The sequence below is a fragment of the Promicromonospora sp. CA-289599 genome (assembly GCF_050936155.1).
Lineage (GTDB): Bacteria > Actinomycetota > Actinomycetes > Actinomycetales > Cellulomonadaceae > Promicromonospora.
In genome coordinates this window covers 2,271,962-2,291,340 of sequence record NZ_JBNJNI010000001.1, presented here as the reverse complement: position 1 = coordinate 2,291,340, position 19,379 = coordinate 2,271,962, and the positions used below count along the sequence as shown (strand labels likewise).

At 69.9% G+C, this 19,379-nt stretch carries 23 protein-coding genes and 1 tRNA gene; 12 read left to right on the top strand and 12 right to left on the bottom strand.

Going from position 1 to position 19,379, the window contains the following annotated elements:
- The first annotated feature begins 45 nt into the window (after positions 1-45).
- Positions 46-3,477, top strand: coding sequence for a sigma-70 family RNA polymerase sigma factor (locus tag ACQEVI_RS10185; RefSeq protein WP_432897757.1), 3,432 nt, complete (start codon positions 46-48; stop codon positions 3,475-3,477).
- 10 nt (positions 3,478-3,487) lie between these two features.
- Here the strand turns inward: ACQEVI_RS10185 and upp are convergent, their stop codons facing one another.
- Complete coding sequence (gene upp / locus ACQEVI_RS10180; protein ID WP_357511527.1) at positions 3,488-4,123, bottom strand: uracil phosphoribosyltransferase; 636 nt, start codon at positions 4,121-4,123, stop codon at positions 3,488-3,490.
- A gap of 191 nt (positions 4,124-4,314) precedes the next feature.
- Between upp and ACQEVI_RS10175 the strand changes: the two genes are divergently transcribed.
- Both ACQEVI_RS10175 and ACQEVI_RS10170 read left to right on the top strand, forming a co-directional pair.
- Entirely contained in the window at positions 4,315-4,749 is a 435-nt protein-coding gene (locus ACQEVI_RS10175; protein WP_432905892.1) for a nucleoside deaminase, read from the top strand.
- 12 nt (positions 4,750-4,761) lie between these two features.
- On the top strand, positions 4,762-5,685 hold the full coding sequence (locus tag ACQEVI_RS10170) for a Sir2 family NAD-dependent protein deacetylase (RefSeq protein ID WP_432897753.1): 924 nt from the start codon (positions 4,762-4,764) through the stop codon (positions 5,683-5,685).
- A gap of 49 nt (positions 5,686-5,734) precedes the next feature.
- Here ACQEVI_RS10170 and ACQEVI_RS10165 read toward each other — a convergent pair whose 3' ends face one another.
- Positions 5,735-6,697, bottom strand: coding sequence for a transglutaminase-like domain-containing protein (locus tag ACQEVI_RS10165; protein WP_432897750.1), 963 nt, complete (start codon positions 6,695-6,697; stop codon positions 5,735-5,737).
- 256 nt (positions 6,698-6,953) lie between these two features.
- On the opposite strand from ACQEVI_RS10165, the gene ACQEVI_RS10160 reads away from it, so the two are divergent.
- Positions 6,954-7,961, top strand: a complete 1,008-nt coding sequence (locus ACQEVI_RS10160; RefSeq protein ID WP_432897747.1) for an arabinan endo-1,5-alpha-L-arabinosidase — start codon at positions 6,954-6,956, stop codon at positions 7,959-7,961.
- A 73-nt stretch (positions 7,962-8,034) separates the two neighbouring features.
- Here the strand turns inward: ACQEVI_RS10160 and ACQEVI_RS10155 are convergent, their stop codons facing one another.
- Genes ACQEVI_RS10155 through ACQEVI_RS10145 form a run of 3 tightly spaced genes read right to left on the bottom strand, consistent with a single transcriptional unit; the run spans position 8,035 to position 11,071 of the window.
- Positions 8,035-9,624, bottom strand: coding sequence for a carbohydrate-binding domain-containing protein (locus ACQEVI_RS10155; RefSeq protein ID WP_432897744.1), 1,590 nt, complete (start codon positions 9,622-9,624; stop codon positions 8,035-8,037).
- Complete coding sequence (locus ACQEVI_RS10150; RefSeq protein ID WP_432897741.1) at positions 9,621-10,433, bottom strand: polyphosphate polymerase domain-containing protein; 813 nt, start codon at positions 10,431-10,433, stop codon at positions 9,621-9,623. Before ACQEVI_RS10150 ends, ACQEVI_RS10155 begins: the two co-directional genes overlap by 4 nt.
- A complete protein-coding gene (locus ACQEVI_RS10145) occupies positions 10,430-11,071 on the bottom strand; it encodes a DUF4956 domain-containing protein (protein WP_432897738.1) in 642 nt (213 codons plus the stop codon). Before ACQEVI_RS10145 ends, ACQEVI_RS10150 begins: the two co-directional genes overlap by 4 nt.
- 239 nt (positions 11,072-11,310) lie before the next feature.
- Between ACQEVI_RS10145 and ACQEVI_RS10140 the strand changes: the two genes are divergently transcribed.
- Together ACQEVI_RS10140 and ACQEVI_RS10135 are read left to right on the top strand one after the other, a co-directional pair.
- Positions 11,311-11,577: a hypothetical protein gene (locus tag ACQEVI_RS10140; protein ID WP_432897735.1), complete on the top strand. Its 267-nt coding sequence runs from the start codon at positions 11,311-11,313 to the stop codon at positions 11,575-11,577.
- A gap of 2 nt (positions 11,578-11,579) precedes the next feature.
- Complete coding sequence (locus ACQEVI_RS10135; protein ID WP_432897732.1) at positions 11,580-12,182, top strand: hypothetical protein; 603 nt, start codon at positions 11,580-11,582, stop codon at positions 12,180-12,182.
- A gap of 22 nt (positions 12,183-12,204) precedes the next feature.
- Here the strand turns inward: ACQEVI_RS10135 and ACQEVI_RS10130 are convergent, their stop codons facing one another.
- Positions 12,205-12,942 (bottom strand): GntR family transcriptional regulator, encoded by a 738-nt coding sequence (locus ACQEVI_RS10130; RefSeq protein ID WP_432897729.1) that lies wholly within the window; start codon positions 12,940-12,942, stop codon positions 12,205-12,207.
- A 194-nt stretch (positions 12,943-13,136) separates the two neighbouring features.
- Here ACQEVI_RS10130 and ACQEVI_RS10125 point away from each other — a divergent pair.
- Positions 13,137-13,223 (top strand) — tRNA-Ser (locus tag ACQEVI_RS10125).
- Between the two features lie 164 nt (positions 13,224-13,387).
- Here ACQEVI_RS10125 and ACQEVI_RS10120 read toward each other — a convergent pair.
- Positions 13,388-13,867, bottom strand: coding sequence for an AAA family ATPase (locus tag ACQEVI_RS10120; protein WP_432897725.1), 480 nt, complete (start codon positions 13,865-13,867; stop codon positions 13,388-13,390).
- Positions 13,868-13,912: 45 nt separating this feature from the next.
- The gene (locus ACQEVI_RS10115; RefSeq protein WP_432897722.1) at positions 13,913-14,431 is read right to left on the bottom strand and encodes a DUF402 domain-containing protein; all 519 of its coding nucleotides are present in this window, start codon (positions 14,429-14,431) and stop codon (positions 13,913-13,915) included.
- Positions 14,432-14,554: 123 nt separating this feature from the next.
- Here ACQEVI_RS10115 and ACQEVI_RS10110 point away from each other — a divergent pair.
- The 3 genes from ACQEVI_RS10110 (at position 14,555) to ACQEVI_RS10100 (ending at position 16,234) form a co-directional block, all read left to right on the top strand.
- Positions 14,555-15,449, top strand: a protein-coding gene (locus ACQEVI_RS10110) for an IS5 family transposase (RefSeq protein ID WP_432897719.1) whose coding sequence is annotated in 2 segments (ribosomal slippage) — positions 14,555-15,163 and positions 15,165-15,449 — 894 coding nt in all. Because the reading frame shifts where the segments join, the coding sequence is not laid out codon by codon here.
- Between the two features lie 19 nt (positions 15,450-15,468).
- Positions 15,469-15,771, top strand: a complete 303-nt coding sequence (locus tag ACQEVI_RS10105; RefSeq protein ID WP_432897716.1) for a hypothetical protein — start codon at positions 15,469-15,471, stop codon at positions 15,769-15,771.
- Positions 15,772-15,814: 43 nt separating this feature from the next.
- On the top strand, positions 15,815-16,234 hold the full coding sequence (locus tag ACQEVI_RS10100) for an HIT family protein (protein ID WP_432897714.1): 420 nt from the start codon (positions 15,815-15,817) through the stop codon (positions 16,232-16,234).
- Between the two features lie 57 nt (positions 16,235-16,291).
- On the opposite strand, the gene ACQEVI_RS10095 is transcribed toward ACQEVI_RS10100, so the two are convergent.
- The 4 genes from ACQEVI_RS10095 to ACQEVI_RS10080 all read right to left on the bottom strand — a co-directional run bounded on the left by ACQEVI_RS10095 (position 16,292) and on the right by ACQEVI_RS10080 (position 17,892).
- The gene (locus ACQEVI_RS10095) at positions 16,292-16,477 is read right to left on the bottom strand and encodes a hypothetical protein (protein WP_432897712.1); all 186 of its coding nucleotides are present in this window, start codon (positions 16,475-16,477) and stop codon (positions 16,292-16,294) included.
- A 275-nt stretch (positions 16,478-16,752) separates the two neighbouring features.
- Positions 16,753-17,172, bottom strand: coding sequence for a YunG family protein (locus tag ACQEVI_RS10090; RefSeq protein WP_432897709.1), 420 nt, complete (start codon positions 17,170-17,172; stop codon positions 16,753-16,755).
- Between the two features lie 143 nt (positions 17,173-17,315).
- Positions 17,316-17,624: a hypothetical protein gene (locus ACQEVI_RS10085; RefSeq protein ID WP_432897707.1), complete on the bottom strand. Its 309-nt coding sequence runs from the start codon at positions 17,622-17,624 to the stop codon at positions 17,316-17,318.
- Positions 17,625-17,691: 67 nt separating this feature from the next.
- Positions 17,692-17,892, bottom strand: a complete 201-nt coding sequence (locus tag ACQEVI_RS10080) for a hypothetical protein (protein ID WP_432897704.1) — start codon at positions 17,890-17,892, stop codon at positions 17,692-17,694.
- Positions 17,893-18,123: 231 nt separating this feature from the next.
- Here ACQEVI_RS10080 and ACQEVI_RS10075 point away from each other — a divergent pair, with 231 nt between their 5' ends.
- Together ACQEVI_RS10075 and ACQEVI_RS10070 are read left to right on the top strand one after the other, a co-directional pair.
- Positions 18,124-18,873 (top strand): GntR family transcriptional regulator, encoded by a 750-nt coding sequence (locus ACQEVI_RS10075; protein WP_432897702.1) that lies wholly within the window; start codon positions 18,124-18,126, stop codon positions 18,871-18,873.
- A 7-nt stretch (positions 18,874-18,880) separates the two neighbouring features.
- Positions 18,881-19,315 (top strand): NUDIX hydrolase, encoded by a 435-nt coding sequence (locus tag ACQEVI_RS10070; protein ID WP_432897699.1) that lies wholly within the window; start codon positions 18,881-18,883, stop codon positions 19,313-19,315.
- The last annotated feature ends 64 nt before the right edge of the window (positions 19,316-19,379 follow it).

Here is a 19,379-nt window from a genome sequence, read left to right as displayed (position 1 = left end):
GAACTGATCCTGCAGGTCAGGTCAGGTGACCGTGAAGCATTTGGCGTGCTCTACGAGCGCCACGCAGGGGCCGCGCGAGCGCTCGCGCGGCAGTACGTCTCGCCCGCTGACGCCGACGATGTCGTCGCAGACGCGTTCAGCAAGCTTTTCGAGATGCTTCGTCGCGGCGCAGGCCCCGACGCAGGGTTCCGCCCCTACCTGTACACGGTGGTCCGCCACCGGTCGTTCGACGTGTCCCGCGGCGCCGCACGGATGCGCCCCAGCACCGACGACGAGATCGAGTCGGTGGTCGGCCGGGTCGCCTCCGACGAGGACCCCGCGCTCGCCGGCTTCGAGCGCAGCGTGGTCTCCAAGGCCTACTTCGACCTCCCCGAGCGCTGGCGCGAGGTGCTCTGGTACGTCCTGGTCGACGACCTGAAGCCCGCGCAGGTGGCGCCGGTGCTGGGGCTCAGCCCCAACGGCGTCTCCGCGCTGCTCTACCGGGCCAAGGAAGCGCTGCGGGCCGGCTACCTGCAGCAGCACCTGACGCATGCCCCCTCGGACATGTGCCGCTCCGTGAACCCGCTGCTCGGCGGGTACGTGCGGGACAGCCTGTCCAAGCGGGAGACCACGAAGATCGCCGACCACCTGGAGACCTGCGGCACCTGCAGCGCCCTGGTGCTCGAGCTGCACGACGTCGCGCACGGCATGAAGACGGTCATCGCCCCGCTGGTGCTCGGTGCGGGCGGGCTGGCTCTCGTCGGCGCCGGTGCACCGATCGGTGGCATCTTCGTCGCGGCCAAGGCGGGCGCAGGTGCGGCCGTCGGAAGCGCGCCGGCGGCGACAGCGACTGTCGGTGTGGCCTCGACCGGCACGTTCTCGGGTGCGGTGTCGTCCGCGGTCTCCGCCACCGCCGGTGCGTTCGCCGCCGCGACGGGCGGCAGCGTGGCGGCCGGCGCGATCGCCGTCGCCACCGTCAGCATGGTCGCGGCGCTGCAGATCGCGGGACCCAGCGACCCCGAGCCGGTGGCCAACGACAGCGTCATCAGCACCGCGGACGGCCGTGGGCTGCCCGGCACCGAGGAGATCAACGGCAAGCCGGTGTCGCCGTCCGACACCGACATCGAGCCGGACCCGAGCACGCAAGCAGTTCTCCGCGTCGACTACACCGACGCCTCGAGCCCGCTGGCTCCGCGCGAGCACCAGATCCTGGGGTTCACCATCACGAACGCGGGCGAGGTCGCCGCGACAGGTACGCAGCTGGAGCTCACGCTTCCCCCCGGCCTGACCATGACGCCGCACGAAGGACCGTTCGGCACGGGTGTGGGCGGACGGCTGGTCCAGGACACCGCGGAGCCGACCGAAGGCCCCGACGACACCGGGACCCAGACGCCCGAAGCTGACTCGGGCGAGAGCAGCGCCGCCGGCACGGGGTCCGATCCCGAGAGCGTGCCCGACGGCGAGACGCAGGCCGAGCCGAGTGCGTCGCCCAGCGCGCCTGCCACGGTGGGACCGCTTCCGAACGACGGCCCGATCGCCTGTAACCCGACCGAGCAGGCGAACGTGCTGCTCTGCACGCTCGGTGAGGTCGCACCGGCACAGGCGCACCGCGTCGAGGTGCCCGTCCGGGCCAACGCCGGTGGCGACTACCCGATCGGCGCCGAGGTCTGGGCCGACGGTCTCGACCACGTGACCATCGATCTCGCGGACCGTGCGGTCGCGTCGTTCGGCCCGGAGCTGTCCGCGTCGACCGACAACGTCTCGCTGGGCAGCCCAGGGACCGCCGCGCTGCCGATCCGCCTCAACAGCACCGGCGACCGCACGGTGCCCGCGGACTGGGGCGTCGTGGTGTCACTGCCCGGTGGCGTCAGGCCCGCCGAGACGCAGCCCGAGCTGTCCTGCACGGCGATGGAGTCGTCGAGGGCCTGGTTCTGCGCCCCGCGCGCGGGCACCGACGGGGCAACCGCCGTCGAGCCCGGTGACGCCCGCGCCGTCGCGCTGAACGTCACGTCCGTGGTCGATGCTTCGTCGGCGGAGGCCACGGAGCTCGGCGTCGCGAACATCCGTCCGGTCGTCACCGGGGGCTCCGCGTACTCCACCACCGCGACGGTGACCGTGACGTCCGCCTGGGCGAAGGCCGCCGACGGTGTGGGCACGGTCGCGGCCTCCTGCCTCGCCGAGGGTGGAACCGGTACCGCCGACGCCGTGGTGACCGGCGCGTACACCAACACGACTCAGCGCACGGTGCGGGTAGCCCTCCAGGCGGCCGGTACCAGTGCTTCCACGGGCAAGAGTCTCGCACCCGGGGAGTCCATCGAGCTGACGGTGCACGACGGACTGCGGCTCCCGGCGGGCCAGGCGGTCTTCGTCCTGGCTACCGACGTGGACGGCCAGACCTACAAGACGCCTGTGCCGGCGGGCGACCACCAGGCAGTGGACTGCTACAAGCCGTCCTGGTCGACCGAGGTGAGCGCGCGGACGATGAACACGGGCGGCACCGTGACGGTCGAGGGCAAGGTGACCAACACCTCGGACGAGACCATGAGGGTCGACATGGTGGTCACGGTCGACGGCACTGCCATGAAGTCGGTGTCCCTCCCCGTGACGCCAGGCGGAACTCAGACACTTACCGTCGACACCGGTAGCGCGATGGTGCCCGAGGGTGAGGCGGTCTTCCGCCTCGCACGGGAGGGCAAGGACGAGGACGGCGACGTGCCTGCCCGGGCTGTCGTGTCCGAGGACAACCCGACCGCGCACTACGGCGCCGCGACCATCGCCCCGGCGCTGGGCGACAGGCCCGTGATCGCAGGAGCCTGCGAGTTCGACGCCGAGCAGGACCGCTCGGTGCAGAAGTTCGCCTTCACCGCCGACAACACCAGGTCGACGCTGCCCGTGCGGTTCCACGTGGGTGACGTGACCAGGACCGTGGAGGCCGGACAGACCCAGGTGATCGAGTACCCGGTCGCCTGGGGCACCGAGACCTCCGAGATCACGGCCGGGGGCAAGGTGCTGGACACGACGAACGTCTCGTTCGAGTCGTGCGCCGAGCTCAAGTGGCCCGGCGAGGCCGTGACGGTCGGAACCGCGACGCAGTGCTCCGCCGACTCCCAGGTACAGCTCACGGCGACGGTGGACAACCGGACCGGACGCGACTGGACGGGCACGCTGGTCCGCGAGAGCAGCAACGAGATCGGCGCCGACCAGCCGGTGCCTGCCGGGCAGCCCACCACTCTCGCGCTCACCCGGCAGACCCCTATCAGCACCGAGGGCTCGGTCACCGTGCGGCTCTACCGTCAGCTCGAGGGCAGGACCCACGAGGTGGAGTGGTCGTACGGCGTTCGGGGCCAGAACTGCATCGGCGCCGAGTGCGAACCGACCCTGGACGCGAACCCGGCTGCCCTGGGCAGGAGCGAGACGTCGGCCGTCCCGCGCACGGAGAACCGGTGGCCGTGGCACGGCTTCGACACCTGCATGGGTGAGCCCGCCGACCAGGCGTAACGCCTGAGCGTCAGACGATGCCGTACAGGCGGTCGCCCGCGTCGCCCAGGCCGGGCACGATGTAGGCCTTCTCGTTGAGCCGCTCGTCCACCGCTGCCACGACGACGGTCAGGTTCGCGCGGTCGCCCACGTGCTCCTCGAGGAGCTGGATGCCCTCGGGGGCTGCCAGCAGGCAGACCGCCGTCACCTCGCGGGCGCCGCGCTCCAGCACGTAGTCGATGGCGGCGACCAGGGTGCCGCCGGTGGCGAGCATCGGGTCGATCAGGAACACGTGCCGGCCGGTGAGGTCGTCGGGCAGGCGGTTCGCGTAGGTGACGGCCTTGAACGTCTCCTCGTCGCGCACGAGACCGAGGAACCCGACCTCCGCCGTCGGGAGCAGGCGGCTCATGCCGTCGAGCATGCCCAGGCCGGCACGCAGGATCGGCACCACGAGCGGCGGCGGCGACGCGAGGCGGGTGCCCGTCATGGTGGCGACCGGAGTCCTGACCTCGTGCGGCTCGGTGGCGATGTCCCGCGTGGCCTCGTAGGCCAGGAGCGTGACGAGCTCGTCGACGAGCAGGCGGAAGGTGGGCGAGGCAGTTGTCTCGTCCCGCAGGACGGTCAGCTTGTGGGCGACCAGCGGATGATCGACGACGTGGAGGCGCATGGGTCCCACGCTACCGGGCAGTTGCCCGCCAGGACCGCGTGGAGGCCCTGAACGTTGCCAGGCCCACACCGCGCGTCGGCCACACCGGGTTGTCAGACGTGCGGGTCACTATGGTGACTTCTGTGTCTGACACGTCGGAGGGGCTGAGCGCGATGAGCGTCGCCGAGCGCCGCGCGCACTGGGAGAGCTGGATGGGCGTCGCGCTCGACGAGGCGCGCCGCGCCCTCGACACCGGCGACGTACCGGTCGGCGCCCTGGTGCTCGACGAGGTGGGACGGGTCGTCGGCGTCGGGCACAACGAGCGGGAGGCGACGGGGGACCCGACCGCCCACGCCGAGGTGCTCGCGATGCGGGCCGCCGCCGCGACGCGCGGCGAGTGGCGCCTGACCGGCTGCACGCTGGTGGTGACGCTCGAACCGTGCCCGATGTGCGCGGGCGCGCTCGTGCAGGCCAGGGTGCGACGCCTCGTGCTGGGCGCGTGGGACCCGAAGGCGGGCGCCACCGGCTCCGTCTGGGACCTCGTGCGCGACCAGCGTGCGCTGCACGAGGTGGAGGTGCTCGGCGGCGTGCGCGAGGGGGAGTGCGGGGCGCTGCTCCGCGAGTTCTTCGAGGCGCGGCGTGGCTGAGCCCGGTGCGAAATGGAACACACGGCGCCGCCGCCGGTCCTGTCCCGGCATACCCTCGTAAGCGTGTTCCCTCAAGCCCGACCCACCACCTGGCAGCCAGAGCCCGTCGAGGTCGCCCGCACCACGGTGGACGACGCCGTCGAAGTGCTCGCCGGCCTGCGGTTCACCGCGCTCACGGGCGCCGGGGTCTCTACCGACTCAGGCATCCCCGACTACCGCGGCCCCGACTCCCCGCCCCGCAACCCGATGACCTACCAGCAGTTCGTGGGCGACGAGGAGTTCCGCCGTCACTACTGGGCCCGTAACCACGTGGGCTGGAAGCACGTGAACCGGACGGTGCCGAACACCGGGCACCGGGCGCTCGTCCGGCTGGAGGAGCGCGACCTCCTCGCCGGGATCATCACGCAGAACGTGGACCTGCTGCACGAGGACGCGGGCTCGCGCAACGTCATCGACCTGCACGGACGCTACGACCGGGTGATCTGCCTGTCCTGCGGCCGGGTCATCTCGCGCACGCACCTCGCCGAGCGGCTCGACGCCCTCAACCCGGACTTCCTCGAGTCGGTCGGTGACGTCGCGGACATCGAGATAGCACCCGACGCCGACGCCGTCATCGAGTCGACCGCCCACTTCCGGCCGGCGCCCTGTGAGTTCTGCGGCGGGGTGCTCAAGCCGGAGATCGTCTACTTCGGCGAGAACGTGCCGCGCGAGCGCGTGGAGCGGGCGTTCGCGATGGTGGACTCCGCCGACGCGCTGCTCGTCGCGGGCTCGTCCCTGACCGTGATGAGCGGGCTCCGGTTCGTGCGGCACGCGGCGGGCGAGGGCAAGCCCGTCGTGATCGTGAACCGCGGCATCACCCGCGGCGACAAGTACGCCACGGTGAAGATCGAGGCGGGCACGAGCGACGTCCTGCAGGAGCTGGCGACCCGCCTCTGACCCTGCTTCGTCGTGGGCGTGATCATCGCGATCACGCCCACGACGAACGTCAGTGGGCGGCGAGGTCCGTGACGCCGCGGTGGCCCGTGGGAGAGAGCGTGAGCACGCGGTCGCCCGGGTGCAGCCGCACGTCCTCGCGGTAGAGCTCGGCGAGCTGGTCGGCGGCCTCCTGGTCTCCGGCGTCGGCGGCGACGAGCAGGTACGCGAGCTCGTCGGCGACGGCGTCCAGCTCGTCGTCGGACACGTCGGCGCCCGGCAGCCCGGTCTCCTGGACCCAGGCCTCTGCGCGACCGTTCCCCGCCTCGCGGACGACCGGGCTCCGGAGCCGCGATCCCCACAGGTCCCAGAGCAGCAGCTCGTCGCGGTGCCGGTGCGCCACCTCGAGCAGCACGTAGTCGCGTACGAAGTCCCGGCCGCTCAACCCCGGCAGGCCAGGGCCCGCGCCCACGCCGTACGTGGCGGGGTCGGTGGTGCCGGCCCGGATCGCCAGCCAGGACTCGGCCGCCGTCGGGAACGGGGAGCCCGGTCCGGTCGGCATGTCGTGGACGTCGAAGTCGAAGTCCTCCTGGCTGAGCTCCGGGTCGAACCGCACCCAGCGGGTGCCGTCCCAGCGCTCGCCCACCACGTGGTCGGCGTTCCAGCCGGGTGTGAAGTACGTGGCGAAGCCGATCCGGGACCGCGCGGGGACGCCGTGCGTGCGCAGCACGCCGAGCGCCAGCAGCGTGTGGTCACGGCAGCAGCCGGCCACCTGCTGGGCCTGCGTGCGCGGCCCGTCGAGCGGCGCGCGCATCTCGGCGGCATCCAGGATCGAGGTCAGCCAGCGACGGTCCGGGTCCGCCTTCTGGGCCTCGGTCAGCTGCGGGCCACCGGCCCGGTAGTGCACGACGGCGGAGCAGACGAACTCGTGCAGGTCGGCTGGAGCGGTGCTCAGCTCGGTGAAGAGTCCTGCGTGACTTCCGGGGTTCGAGTACGGACTGTGGTCCGAGTAGTCGAAGAGCGTGGGCGCGGGCATCGGTGTCCTCCCTCGGCGGTGTCGGAAGGCTACCGCGCAGGACGCGGGATGTGACAGCCCGTTTCGCCCACTGCTCCGCGGTGCTGGCTCGGGGCGCCGGCGACACTCGTCTCGGCTGCCCCTTGACGCGTCAATTCACCCGCCCCACACTGTTCTACAACCTTGTAGAAGCCGGAGCGACGACGGTCCGGCCCTGGATTGTGAGCGCTCACAATCGGGCCCCGTCGCGGCCGGCACCTTCCGGACGGAGGCAAAGATGCACCAGTTCCGAACACGATCAGCCGGCAGAGCCCGACGCCGACAGGTGGCCGTCGCGCTGCTTGTCACCGCCGGGCTCGCGATCAGCCCCGCCGCGTCGATGGCGGCACCCGGCGTGGTGGCGGCCTATCCCAACCCGGGGACCGTCACCGGGAGCACCGGCGTGCACGACCCGGAGGTCGCCAAGACGCCGTCGGGCGGCTACCTGCTCGCCCACACGGGCGACGGGATCACCCTGAAGACGTCCACCGACCGCACCCGGTGGAACGACGCCGGGGCCGCGTTCCCGAACGGTGTCCCGTGGGCGCACTCGTACACGAACAACAGCAACCACGTCTGGGCGCCGGACATCACGTACGTCAACGGCCGCTACTACATGTACTACTCGGCCTCGACGTTCGGCTCGAACCGTTCGGCGATCTTCCTCGCCACGAGCACCACCGGTGCGCAGGGCTCGTGGACCAACCAGGGCCTCGTCGTCGAGTCGCGGACGTCGGACAACTGGAACGCCATCGACCCCAACCTCGTCATCGACCAGTCCGGCCGCTGGTACCTGAGCTTCGGCTCGTTCTGGTCGGGCCTCAAGATGATCAGGCTCGACGCCGCGACGGGCAAGCGGTCCGGGACCGAGTTCCACAGCATCGCCGGCCGTGGCGGCGGCGCCATCGAGGCGCCGACCATCCACTACCGGGGCGGTTACTACTACCTGTTCGTCTCGTTCGACGCCTGCTGCCAGGGCGCCAGCAGCACCTACCGCGTGATGGTGGGCCGGTCGACGTCGGTCACCGGTCCGTACGTCGACCGCGCGGGGACCGCCATGAACTCCGGTGGCGGGACGGAGATCCTGGCGGGCCACGGGAGCATCCACGGGCCGGGCCACCAGGCGGTCATCGCCGACAACGACGCCGATGCGTTCTTCTACCACTACTACACGGACAGCGGGGCGTCCCGCCTGGGCATCAACCTCCTGGCCTACGACTCATCGGGCTGGCCATACGTCTACTGAACCCGTTGAGTGCTGGGTATCTGTGCGTTCTGACGTTCAGAACCCGCAAATACCCAGCACTCAGCGTTGTCGGTCAGGGGCGGGGGGCCATTTCTGTGCCCTCCGGGGTCTCGCCTGCCGTCGCCGTCGCGATCTCCGAGCCGTCCGCCTGGATCGTGTACTCCTCGCCGCTGGTCACGTCCGCGGAGGCCAGGACCACAGACTGCGTGTCCTTGGTCAGTGTCACCTCGGCGACGGCGGTCCCGGACGAGTCGACCACTGTCAGCTCCGTCCCCGCGCTCAGCGTGTCGAAGGTCGCCGCGACCCAGCCCTCCGAGCCGTCGCCCGGGGTCTGCAGCATGCTCGACGTCCCGACCGCGAGCAGCGTCCCGCCGTCGACGGTGATCGCGCCGGCGCTGTCGAGCGTGCCGTTGCCCCCGTTCGTCGGGCCGAAGACCGTGACGTCACCGCCCGAGATCGTCAGCGTCCCGTTCGAGTCCAGGCCGTCGCCACCGGCGTCGACGGTGACGTCGCCGCCCGTGATCACCAGCGAGAAGTCGCCGGCCGCCTCGCCGGGCATGCCGCCACCGCCCTGGGGCGGCCCACCCTCGGGCATGGTGCCCGACGCCGGGGGCTCGCCCTCCGTCGTGGTCTCCGCAGTCTCCGCGGTATCCGCCGTGCTCGTGGTGCCTGCCGCGTTGAAGCCGTCGTCCGACGAGATGACGTCGACGGTGCCACTCGTCACGAGGATGTGCGCTGCCTCCAGGCCCTCCACCGACTCGGACACGGTGACCGTCGCGCCGTCCACCAGGAGGTCGCTCTCGGCGTGCACGCCGTCGTCGCCGGACGCGACGGTGATCTCGCCGCCGAGGAGCGCCGCGTAGCCCACGGTCTCGCCGTCGTCGTTGGTGCCGTCCTCGTTGTCCGCCTTCAGGCCGTCGCCGGTCGCGTCGACGTCGATGGTGCCACCCGCGACGACCAGGAAGTCCTTGCCGCGTACTCCGTCGTCCACCGCGGTGACGGTGATGTCGCCGCTCGCGATCACCAGGCCGTCCTTCGAGGCGATGCCGTCGTTGGAGCGGCCCGTCACGTTCAGTGCGCCGGTACCGGAGATCACCATCGAGTCCGACGAGAAGAGTGCCGCGTTCGGCGCGTCCTCGCTGGTGTCCGCGTACGTAGAGGCGTCGGTGAGGCTGTTCGACGAACCGTCCGCCAGGACCACCGACACGTCGTCGGCCTGGGTGACCGCGATGGCGGAGCCGGTGGAGCTGGTGATGTCGGCGCCGTCGAGCACGAGCCGGACCAGGCCGTCGGCCTCCGAGCTGACGATCACCTGGCCGTCGTCCAGGGTGCCGCTGATCCGGTACGTGCCGGGCGCCGAGATGGTCACCGTGGAGCCGTCCGCGGTGGCGCCGTCCCCCGAGACGGTCGCGCCGTCGCCGTCGAGCGCGACGGTGGTCTCGCTCGCGGTGTCCCAGGACTTGTCCGCGAGAGCGGCCAGCGCTGTGTAGTCCTCGTTGTCGGCGAGCGCGTCGTCGACCGAGGTGGCGACGTCCGAGAGCGTGACCGGTGAGGCGGCGTCGGTGGGCGTGGCCGCGGCCGTGCTGCAGCCGGCGAGCGCGCCGACAACGAGGGCCCCGGAGAGCGTGGCGGTCAGGAAGCGGTTGGGTCGGCGGATGGTCATGAGGGGGTCCTCTCGCTGGTCAGCTGGGTGGTGCAGGTGGTCGTGCAGGGGGTGGAGTGGATGTCGAGACGGCGCCGGACGAGGCGCCGCCAGGGTGCGTCGGGCAGGTCCGGCACGAGCACGGCCAGCCCGGTGGCGTACTTCGAGATGCGGTCCGGGCGGTGTCCGGCCCGCCAGAGCAGGCGGTCCACCGACGACGGCCCGGAGCCGGCGGCGGTCTTGGTCTCGACCACGACGCGGTCGCCGATCGCGGCGCTGCGCGGTGCGTCAGGGCCGACGCCGTCGGACGCCAGCAGCTCCCAGACCAGGCCCGTGTCGAGAGTGACCCGGGCGTCGTCGAGCAGGAGCGTGGTGCGGTGGTACCTCGACCGCAGGGTCGGGGTGAGCACCGGCGCGGGCGGGGCGCCGGCGTCGGCCAGGCGGGCCGAGACGAAGGTGCGCGCCCCGCCGAGGTGGCCGGCGTCGTCGTGCGGCTGCCGCTCCTTGACCGTGGTGCCGCGGCCCGCGCGGGTCTTCACCTCGACGAAGCACGACCCGGAGTCGACGTAGGTTCGCGTGCGTACCTTGAACCGGCGACGACGGCGCGTCGCCGCCAGGTGATATGCGTCGAGCTCAGGGGTGTCGAAGTAGGTGGAGTCGTAGGCGAACGAGCGGGCGCCGTCGATCTCGAGGACCCGCGCCGACGGGAGCGCGGACAGCAGGCCGGCCAGCTCGTCCGGGGTCAGGACGTACTTGCGGTCGTGGCGCGTCTGCAGAGCGGCGGTGTCGTTGAGCTCGTCCAGGCCGACGGGGGTGAGCGTGTCGATCATCGGGCAGCCACCAGCTCCGAGCGGCCGGCGCCCGCCGTCCCCTCGTGCACGGTGGTGGGGGCGCCCGTGCCGTCGTCGGTCACGACGGGCAGGCGACGCGCCTCCGAGTAGCGGACGTCCACCCACGTGGAGTCGTTCACGAGGTCCAGGCGCTGCACGGTCAGGGCATTGACCCGTGCCCCCAGGAGCTGCTCCAGGTGGACCACCAGCTCCTCCTGGTCCGCGATCGCGCGATCCAGCACGACCAGCTGGCTGTGGTGCCGCGCGAACAGACGCGGATGATCGGCGAGGGCCATCACGAGCAGGATCAGCGCGCTGCCCGCGATCCCGAGCCAGCCCGTGCTCGTCCCGAGCCCGCCGAGCAGGCCCAGCGCGAGCGACGCGAAGTAGTAGGCGACCTCGTGCTGCGACAGCTCGGTCGAACGGAGCCGGATGATCGACAGCACGCCGAACAGGCCAAGCCCCAGGCCCGCTGCGACGGCGCTCGCGGAGAGTGTCGCGGCGACCGCGAGCACGCCCACGTTGACGCCGAGGTAGGCGACGACGAGGTCGCGCCGCCGGTGCCGTGGAAAGTACAGGGCGAAGGTGAGGACGGTGACGGCGACGAGGTCGACCGCGTAGAGCATGAACTGATTCATCGGTTCTCCGGGGTTTGCGAGGTGATGAACTGCAGGTAAACGCATGGACCCGGGGGTGGCCTGTGGTGGGGCTGGGGTAAGCCTGGAACCGGCTGGGAGTTGTCTGGGTGTGGGTGGTCGACGCTGTTGCGGTTCGGTCACCCGAAGAAAGATTGTTGGACAACCTAGATACTTATGTCCGACGCCGCTAGCCTGGTTGTGCAGCGATATCTGACCGCTCACGCCGGAGGATGACCGACATGGCCGAACCGACAGTGCAGCAGCCCGTGGGGCATCGGCTGGGCATGCTGGTCCGCGCGGTGCCTCTGCTCCGGCGCAGGGCGCGGGTGGGTGCGGGCGTCCTGCACCTGCACCTGGACCTCGCGGTCACGGACGACGACGACGCCGCGGCTGCTCTCGAACGCATCCTCAGCGTCCTGGGTCCGGGGGACCGGGTCTACGTCGTCGGCCCGCCTGACGTGGCGGAGCCGCGGGTGGACGACCGGCCGTTCACCATCTGGGCCTGACCGTGCCCCGCCTGGGCTGGCTGGTCGAGCGGCACGTGACCGTCGCGCGCGCCGCCGTCGCGACGGTCACCTACGTGCTGCTGGCCACCGCCTTCGTGCTGGGCGTGCTGTGGTTCGCGCTTCCCGGAGAGCCGCGCTGGGAGCCGGCCGTCAACTCGCTGACCCTCATCGCGGGTATGACGGGGCTGATCGTGGAGCGGCTGAGCAGCGAGGCGGAACGGCACGCTCAGGTGCTCGCGGCGATCCGGCGCGAGCTGGACCGCAACCGGGCGGTGCTCGCCGACAACGAGTTCGCGCGGACGACGGACGACCGGCCGCGAGCCGTCTTCGCGCGGCTCGCGGTCTCCGCCGTCGACGCCGCGCTCGTCTCGGGGGCGCTCGACCGGCGCCGGGACACCGTGCTGGTGACCGCCCTGCACCGCTGGCGCGACACGGTCCAGGGCTTCAACCGGCGGCTGGACCTCACCGAGAACATGAGCGTGCTGGAGCGGCAGACGTCGGGGGAGCGCGAGGTGTGGGACGCGGCGATGCGGCTGCGGGGCGGTTACGTCGCCAACACGAGAGCGCAGCTCGAGGAGCTGCTGGCGGTGCTGCCGGTGCGGTGAGCTCTGGTGCTTTGCCGGCGCGTCAGGCCGGGTCGCCAGGTGTGCGCCGGGAGTACGCGGCTGCGACCGTCCGCTCCGACTGGACGAGGTACTCGTCGAGCTCCGCGGCGGCTGCCGCGCTGTCTCCGGCGAGGGTCATCTCCAGGATGCGCGCGTTGCGCGCCACGTAGGGGGCGTGCAGGTACTCCGGGTTGGCGAGCAGGCCGAACGCGAGGCGCAGCTCGGCGGAGACGGTGGCGTAGAGCCGGTCGAGGTGCTCGCTGTCGCAGAGCGCGACGATCCCCCGATGGAACTCCATGTTGGCCGTGCCGGCCGTGCGCCAGTCCTTCTCGTCGCGGGCGCGCTCCGCGCTCTCGACTGCCTTGCGCATGATCTCGGTGGCCGGGTGCCCGGGCAGCGCACCTCGGAGGGCCTGGCCCTCGATCATGCGGCGCACGCGGTAGATGTCGAGGATCGACGCCAGCGTAGGGACGGCCACCATGACGCCGGCATGCGGGCGCCGGACGAGCAGGTTCTCGTGGGTGAGCACCCGGAAGGCCTCGCGGAGCGTGTTGCGCGAGACCGCGAGGGTCTCAGCCACTGCCTTCTCCGAGAGGCGCTCGCCCGGGCGCGCCTTGCCCGTGATGATCCAGGAGCGGATCGAGGCCGCCGTGCGCTCGACGAGGTCGCCCACCTTGGGGTCCGAGGGGTCGTCCGCAGCGTCTGCCGCAGCACCTGCCGCAGTGTCGGAAAGAGGTTCTGCGTCAGCGGTCGTCGCCATGAGGCCACTCTACGGTCGGGTCCGGGTCGCCGGATGATGCGACGCGTCCGGAGGATCTGGCGGTTCTGGTCGTTGGACAGTCGTGGGCTGGGGGAGACGCTCGTCACTGTGTGCCCGGGGCGCTGGAGTCGATTCGTGGAACCCGGCTTCGACCAGGTATCCTGCTACGGCCCGCTCCTCTTGTGGCGGGCAAAGGTAGCGTGTCCGAGCGGCCTAAGGAGCACGCCTCGAAAGCGTGTGTGGGTGAAAGTCCACCGTGAGTTCGAATCTCACCGCTACCGCACCCTGAAGGCCCCCAACCGCAGAATCATGCGGATTTGGGGGCCTTCGTCATGCCGGGCGGTCCATTTTCAGTCCAGATTGGTGTCCGAGGCGCGGTCGGCCTCCGCCTGTTGGACGAGTTGATCGATGACGATCCGCAGATCCGGGGTGACATGGGTCCGGCCTAGCGGACCACCTCGAGCGGTCCCTCCTCGGGCGTCGGTGGCTCGAACCTCTCGAAGTATTCAGTCGCCGTCTGCTCGGTGAGCGGCCAATCGTCCGCCCGCCTGCCGTGTCGGTCACCGACTCGGCTCAGGATGGTTTCAAGACTCGTCGCGATATAGACAGTCTCCGGCAGGATGTCCTGGGGTGCGAGCAGTGCGCGGAACTCATCGCGTTGTCGCCGGAACCAGAATCCGAAGTCGAGCACGACGTCGTTCCCCGCCGCGACATGCCGCAGCAAGCGCGCCTTCAGGTCTGCTGCCACTTCGGCGACCACTTCGGCGGAGGGCATCGTCGTGATTCCGCGATCCCAGAACTCCACCTCGAACGACAAACGCGTCCAGCCCTCGCGCTCCAGGCGTTTGGCGTAGGTGGTCTTTCCTGCACCACCTGGCCCGCACATCATCACGACGCGAGGTCCTGGAGTCTTGTTCGCTGCCACCGGGCCGAGGTTACGCTCCGCCACTGACGTTGAGACCTGCCACGCTCATCGCTGATCTGGATCAGATCGGCGAAGTGACCGCAGCCAGGCTCTCGCTGCTCCGCCGAAGGGTTCTGTCTCCATCTGCACGAGAGGCAGGAGCGATTGTGCGACCTCGGTTGCGGTCGCTACCTGGCTGTCGGTGAGGTGCCCGGACCGAGCCAGTTCGTCGAACTCGTCCTGGTCGACGATGCCGGCGCGACCATCGGCGCTGCGAAACAGATCCAGTTCCAGGTCGACGAAGGACCACACGCTTCCATCGAGCCGCGGCGGTGTGCAGATGTCGATAGTGAGGTCGGTCGAGTCGGTGAACCAGAAGGCGGGCAAGAACCATTCGCCTTCCGCGACAAGCCAGACAGCATCGTGTTCCTGAGCCTCTTCGCGACGGCCGTCGGGCTGACGGACCGGGTTCCCGCGTCGCGCGCCCAGCCATGTGCCGTGCTCATCCCGGCCGAGGTGTTCGACCGGCCAGCTGAACCGCTCCGCGCAGCTCCCGCCGACCACTGACATCTTTTTCTTGGACATCCTCAACATGGGATCCAGGCCGTCCTTCCTCCGTTAGTTGGGGATGCCTCTTGTTCTCGAAGGTCAGTTAGGGCCTGTTTCGGAAGTGCCTCTTGGCCTGGGAGTTCGGCATGATGCGGGGTCGTGGATGGGGTCGGGCGGCATGATCTGACGGATACGGCGTGGGCTGTGGTCGGGCCGTTGCTGCCGATAGCGGCGTGCGGTCGTCCGGCGCGGAACCTGCGCAGGCAGGTCGACGGGATCCGGCATCGAGTGCGAGCGGGGTGCCCATGGCGGGACGTGCCCGAGCGGTATGGGCCGTGGTCGAGCCTGTATCGGGTGTTCCGCCGTTACCAGCGTGGCGGTGTCTGGGACCAGGTGCTGGACGCGTTGCGGACGCTGGCCGACGGTCGTGGGCAGATCTGCTGGGAGGTCAACGTGGACTCCACGATCGCCCGGGCGCACCAGCACGCCGCTGGCGCCCAACGGAACCCAGACGCGCAGAAGGAGCCGCCAGGAGCCGAGCCGGCTGATCATGGTCTGGGTCGTTCCCGGGGCGGATGGACCACGAAGATCCACGCGGCCTGCGAGCAGGGGCAAAAGCTCATGAGGATGGTCATCACTGCCGGCCAGCGCGGTGACAGCCCGCAGTTCGGCCCGGTGCTCGACACCATCCGGGTCAAGCGTCGCGGCGGGCTCGGGCGTCCCAGGACGCGTCCGGACCGGGTCCGTGGTGACAAGGCGTACGCCTCGGCGGCCAAACCGCCGACTGCTGCGTAGGCGTGGGATCCGCGCGACGATCCCGGACAAGAAGGACCACCGCGCCAACCGCCTGGCGAAGGGCTCGGCCGGCAGGCGGCCACCGAAGGTGGACTACAAGGACTACAAGCAGCGGCACGCGGTGGAGTGCATGTTCAACCGGCTCAAACGCTGGCGGGCGGTGGCCACACGGTATGACAAGCTCCAGGTCCGCTACGAAGCGACCGTGAAGATCGCCGCGATTGACGACTGGATCGCCGCCGTGGTCCGGACGGGCTGAACGCTGGCATCCTGGGTGCGTGCACGCCCAGCCACGGCCCCATTACGCCGACACCGAGGACGGCGGCTACGTCGAGGACCCCGGCCATGTCGAGCTGCTCAAGATGCTTGAAGATCTGAACGGCACCGACAACACGTTCTTCGTGATCTATCCCGACGACGAAACCCTCGACTGGTCCATCTCCGTCCACACCCGCACGCGCGGCCTCGTCGGCTACGAGATCGAACGCCGCGACGCAGCCACAGGCCAGCATGAGACGACCAGCGAAGCCGATCACGTCACCATCGTCACCGAGGTCCTGACCTGGATCAGGCAGCGCTGACCCGTTCCAGAACAGGCCCTGGGCCTTCGCTCAGAATGTGAGCGTGAGTGACTCCTGCATCTTCTGTGCCATCGCGACAAGGCGGGCTCCGGCGAGGTTCGTCTACCAGGATGACAGCGCCTGTTCGTTCCTCGACATCAATCCTCTGCGAGCCGGGCATACCCTCGTCGTTCCACGCCGCCACGTGCACGACCTGACCGATGACGGCGCTGCGGAGGCGGTCGCGGCGATCGGGCGTGCACTCCATGAGACAGCGCTCCTGCTCACCACGAGGCTGGACGCCGCCGGCATCAGCGTCTTGCAGTCCAACGGTGCTGCGGCAGGACAGGAGGTGTTTCATCTGCACTTCCACCTGGTGCCCCGCCACCCCGGCGACGGTCAGCTGACAGACCACACACCAGACGAAGGTGCTCGCCTCGCGCTCGACGAGACACACCGGACACTCCGTGGCGGCGCAACCTGAACCGACGCACCGCAGCGTGCCGAGCCCGCAGATCAGAAGCGACTTCCGAAACAGGCCCTAGGTCGCATCGGAGATTGCCCGCCCGATGCTGCGAAAGAGCCAGATGACGCCGCGGACGATGTTGACGACCAGGCTGACGAGGTCCAGAGCCTCCAGCACTCGGCCGATACCGCGACCGAGTGCTCGGAACGGCCTCCCCACCTGGTGCCAGAAGCCCTTCTCAGGGGTGTTGGCCGTCGTCATGGCTGCACACTCCCACTCGACGCTTCGGCGAACAATGAATATCTGGGGCGATTCCAGGGAACTGAGGGCACAGCCGAGGCGGTCAGGCTGGCTCAGTAGCCGACGGCGGACGGCGAGTGGTGGGCCGCCGCTCGTCAGGTGCGGCCGCGCTCGGCCCCGGCCGAGCGTGCCCAGCCGAGCAATCGCCGAGTTCCTCGTCGAGAGTCGTTCCCACCGACCAGCGGATGTACGAGTGGGACGTGATCCGTGAGGTCCCGCTCGGCGAGTGACCAGCGCTAGCGGACGGCCCGGTGGAGGTGCGCCTCGACGTCCGACAGCAAGAGGTCGCACCTGGCTACGGTGGCCGGGCTGTCTCCGAGGTCGTTCCGATCGAGCGTCTCCCGAGCCGTCACGACGGATCCGGGCGGGAACTGCTGCCAGGTCAGGTCGATCGCGACCGTCGCGTCCCCGACCTTGAGCTCGCACCAGAAGTGGACCTCGTGCCGGACGCCGGTCCACACGTTTCCCTTGACGATCTCGCTCCGGGGCAGGAAATGCTGCACCACGCGCGCCGTCGGATAGCACTGGCCGAGCGCGGGATTGCCCACCTCCCACACACCGCCGTACGACGTCTGCGCACTCCACGACGCCTCCAGCGCCTCGCGGAGGGCGATGAGATCCACAGGGCCTGTGGACGACGCGTCGGGTCCGGGCACGTAGGCACGTTACCGGTCGGCCGTTCTGACGCCGCGGTTCGCCGGGTGAGCTCGACGCCGAGGAGGGGACCTCGAGGTTTGCGCCGCTGAGCGCCTGACTTCGAGGCCGGGCGTCCAGCACGACTGGACAACACCGATGGCAGTCACAGGCGGTCATCTCTGCGCCGGCGGACGGGCGGCATGACTTCGCGCAGTTCTCCGTAGATGTACATGTCGACCCCCTTCCAGCTTCCGGTCCACAGCGTGAATCCTGGTCGCGTGGCCGGGTAGTCCGTCGCGACATTGATCCCCAGCTGGTCGGCGATTGCACCGCCTTCTGACCGCCGTGCAGGATGCACGACCAAATGGTCCCGGAAGATCTCGACCCACTTGATCCGGGCTTCTCCCACCTCGGTCAGCAGGTCTGCGACCTCCGTCGCGGAATTTGCGAGGGTCCGATTCAGCGGCGCCACGCGATCACCGCCCACATGGCGGCGACGACGTCGAGCACCACATAGGCGGCCAATAGCTCCACCGGGATCACGAGCGACTCTCCTCGTGAGCGGTTGCCGCGTCGTGCGCCTGGCGCACGACCGTCTTCAGTGCCTCGACCTGCCGCGACAGGCGCCAGGCCTCCCGGCCGACCTCGGCTGTGCCGTCCTCCTCCGAGCCATGTTCGGTCAGGCGCTGTCCTGCGCGGGACAGGCTCCACGACGCCTCGAACAAGTACTTGCGACTCACGTCCAGAGCTTCAACTCGATACCTCGGCATCACAGCACCCTCTTCGTTGCGACCATGGATGACTCCTTCGCTCAGAGGCAGTAGGCCTGGTGCGGGTAACATCTTTAAAGATGTCGTCACCTCCACTGTGGGTCGCTTCTTTAAAGATGCCAACCGCATCTACAAAGAAGTCGCCTGGAGGACCCCGGGGACGGGTGACTCGCTTCCGCGAGGGCCGCATAGGCTTGAGCCATGTCTAAAGATGCGAAGCAAGGGGTGGCCGAGACGATTGCGGCTGAACTTCGCGACGCCATCGAGCGTGGGGAGTACCGGCCGGGCGATCAGCTGCCCGGAGAGAACACACTGATCAAGGACTACGGCGCTGCTCGGCTGACGGTGCGCAGCGCGCTCGGAATGTTGCAGGCGGAAGGGCTGACGACGACGCGTCGCGGGGTCGGGGTCTTCGTGCGCTCTTTCGACCCGATCGTGCGCAACGGCATCAGCCGCGTCAGTGCCCGGAAGTGGAAGGCCGGGCGCAGCGTCTGGGATGACGAGACGCGCGGCCGTCGCCCAACTGTCGATCATTTCGAGGTCGTCGCGGAGGTTGATCCGCCCGACGACATTGCCGCCATCCTCGACAGCGACGCCAAGGTCGCCACCCGTCGACGGCGCTACCTCCTGGACGACAAGCCCGTCATCGTTGCCACGTCATACCTGCCGGCGGTGTTGGTCGCAGGCACTCAGATCCTGGTGGAGGACACAGGCCCCGGCGGTATCTACGCACGGCTTGCTGACCTCGGCCACGCGCCGGCTCATTTCCGCGAGGACATCGTCGGCCGGATGCCCACCAAGGACGAGAGCGAAGAGCTCGCGATGCCCGCCGGAACCCCTGTGTTCGTCGTGACCCGTACTGCAGTCACGGAGTCGGGAGACCCTGTCGAGGTCAACGTGATGGTGATGGACGCGGGTGCGTACGTCCTGCGCTACGACTTCGACGCGTAGCCAGGACATGCCCGAGGTGACCGCAGCCGAGAGACCCGCCATCGCCGCAGCCGAGAGACCCGCCATCGCCGCAGCGGTCGTCGTCCAGGACGGTCGCCTCCTCCTGGTCCAGCGGCGAGTCTCCGAAGGCTCGCTGTCGTGGCAGCTCCCGGCCGGCGCCGTCGAACCTGGTGAGACCTTCGCAGCGGCCGCGGTGCGCGAGACAGCGGAAGAGACGGGCCTCGTGGTCGCGGCTGTCACGACGCTGGGGGAGCGCGTGCACCCGGATACCGGCCGGATCATCGGCTACGTGGCCTGCCGCGTGCAGGACGGCGAGGCCTACGTCGCCGATACCGACGAGGTCCGGGACATCGCGTGGGTCACGCCCGCAGAGCTCAGGGGTTACGTACCACGCGGGTTCGCGACGGTCGTGCAGGACTACCTCGTCGCCGCGCTGGTCTGAGTCAGCCGCCAGGCCACCCCGCCGTCCGACACCCACTCCTGCTCGCCGGCGACGGCGCCGACCC

Coding starts and splice junctions, on each gene's coding strand:
- ACQEVI_RS10095 (WP_432897712.1), bottom strand. CDS start 16,477: ATGACGACGGCCAACACCCCTGAGAAGGGCTTCTGGCACCAGGTGGGG.
- ACQEVI_RS10165 (WP_432897750.1), bottom strand. CDS start 6,697: ATGCCCGCGCCCACGCTCTTCGACTACTCGGACCACAGTCCGTACTCG.
- ACQEVI_RS10175 (WP_432905892.1), top strand. CDS start 4,315: ATGGGCGTCGCGCTCGACGAGGCGCGCCGCGCCCTCGACACCGGCGAC.
- ACQEVI_RS10150 (WP_432897741.1), bottom strand. CDS start 10,433: ATGATCGACACGCTCACCCCCGTCGGCCTGGACGAGCTCAACGACACC.
- ACQEVI_RS10075 (WP_432897702.1), top strand. CDS start 18,124: ATGTCTAAAGATGCGAAGCAAGGGGTGGCCGAGACGATTGCGGCTGAA.
- ACQEVI_RS10140 (WP_432897735.1), top strand. CDS start 11,311: ATGGCCGAACCGACAGTGCAGCAGCCCGTGGGGCATCGGCTGGGCATG.
- upp (WP_357511527.1), bottom strand. CDS start 4,123: ATGCGCCTCCACGTCGTCGATCATCCGCTGGTCGCCCACAAGCTGACC.
- ACQEVI_RS10155 (WP_432897744.1), bottom strand. CDS start 9,624: ATGACCATCCGCCGACCCAACCGCTTCCTGACCGCCACGCTCTCCGGG.
- ACQEVI_RS10115 (WP_432897722.1), bottom strand. CDS start 14,431: ATGTCCAAGAAAAAGATGTCAGTGGTCGGCGGGAGCTGCGCGGAGCGG.
- ACQEVI_RS10070 (WP_432897699.1), top strand. CDS start 18,881: ATGCCCGAGGTGACCGCAGCCGAGAGACCCGCCATCGCCGCAGCCGAG.
- ACQEVI_RS10145 (WP_432897738.1), bottom strand. CDS start 11,071: ATGAATCAGTTCATGCTCTACGCGGTCGACCTCGTCGCCGTCACCGTC.
- ACQEVI_RS10170 (WP_432897753.1), top strand. CDS start 4,762: ATGGAACACACGGCGCCGCCGCCGGTCCTGTCCCGGCATACCCTCGTA.
- ACQEVI_RS10160 (WP_432897747.1), top strand. CDS start 6,954: ATGCACCAGTTCCGAACACGATCAGCCGGCAGAGCCCGACGCCGACAG.
- ACQEVI_RS10130 (WP_432897729.1), bottom strand. CDS start 12,942: ATGGCGACGACCGCTGACGCAGAACCTCTTTCCGACACTGCGGCAGGT.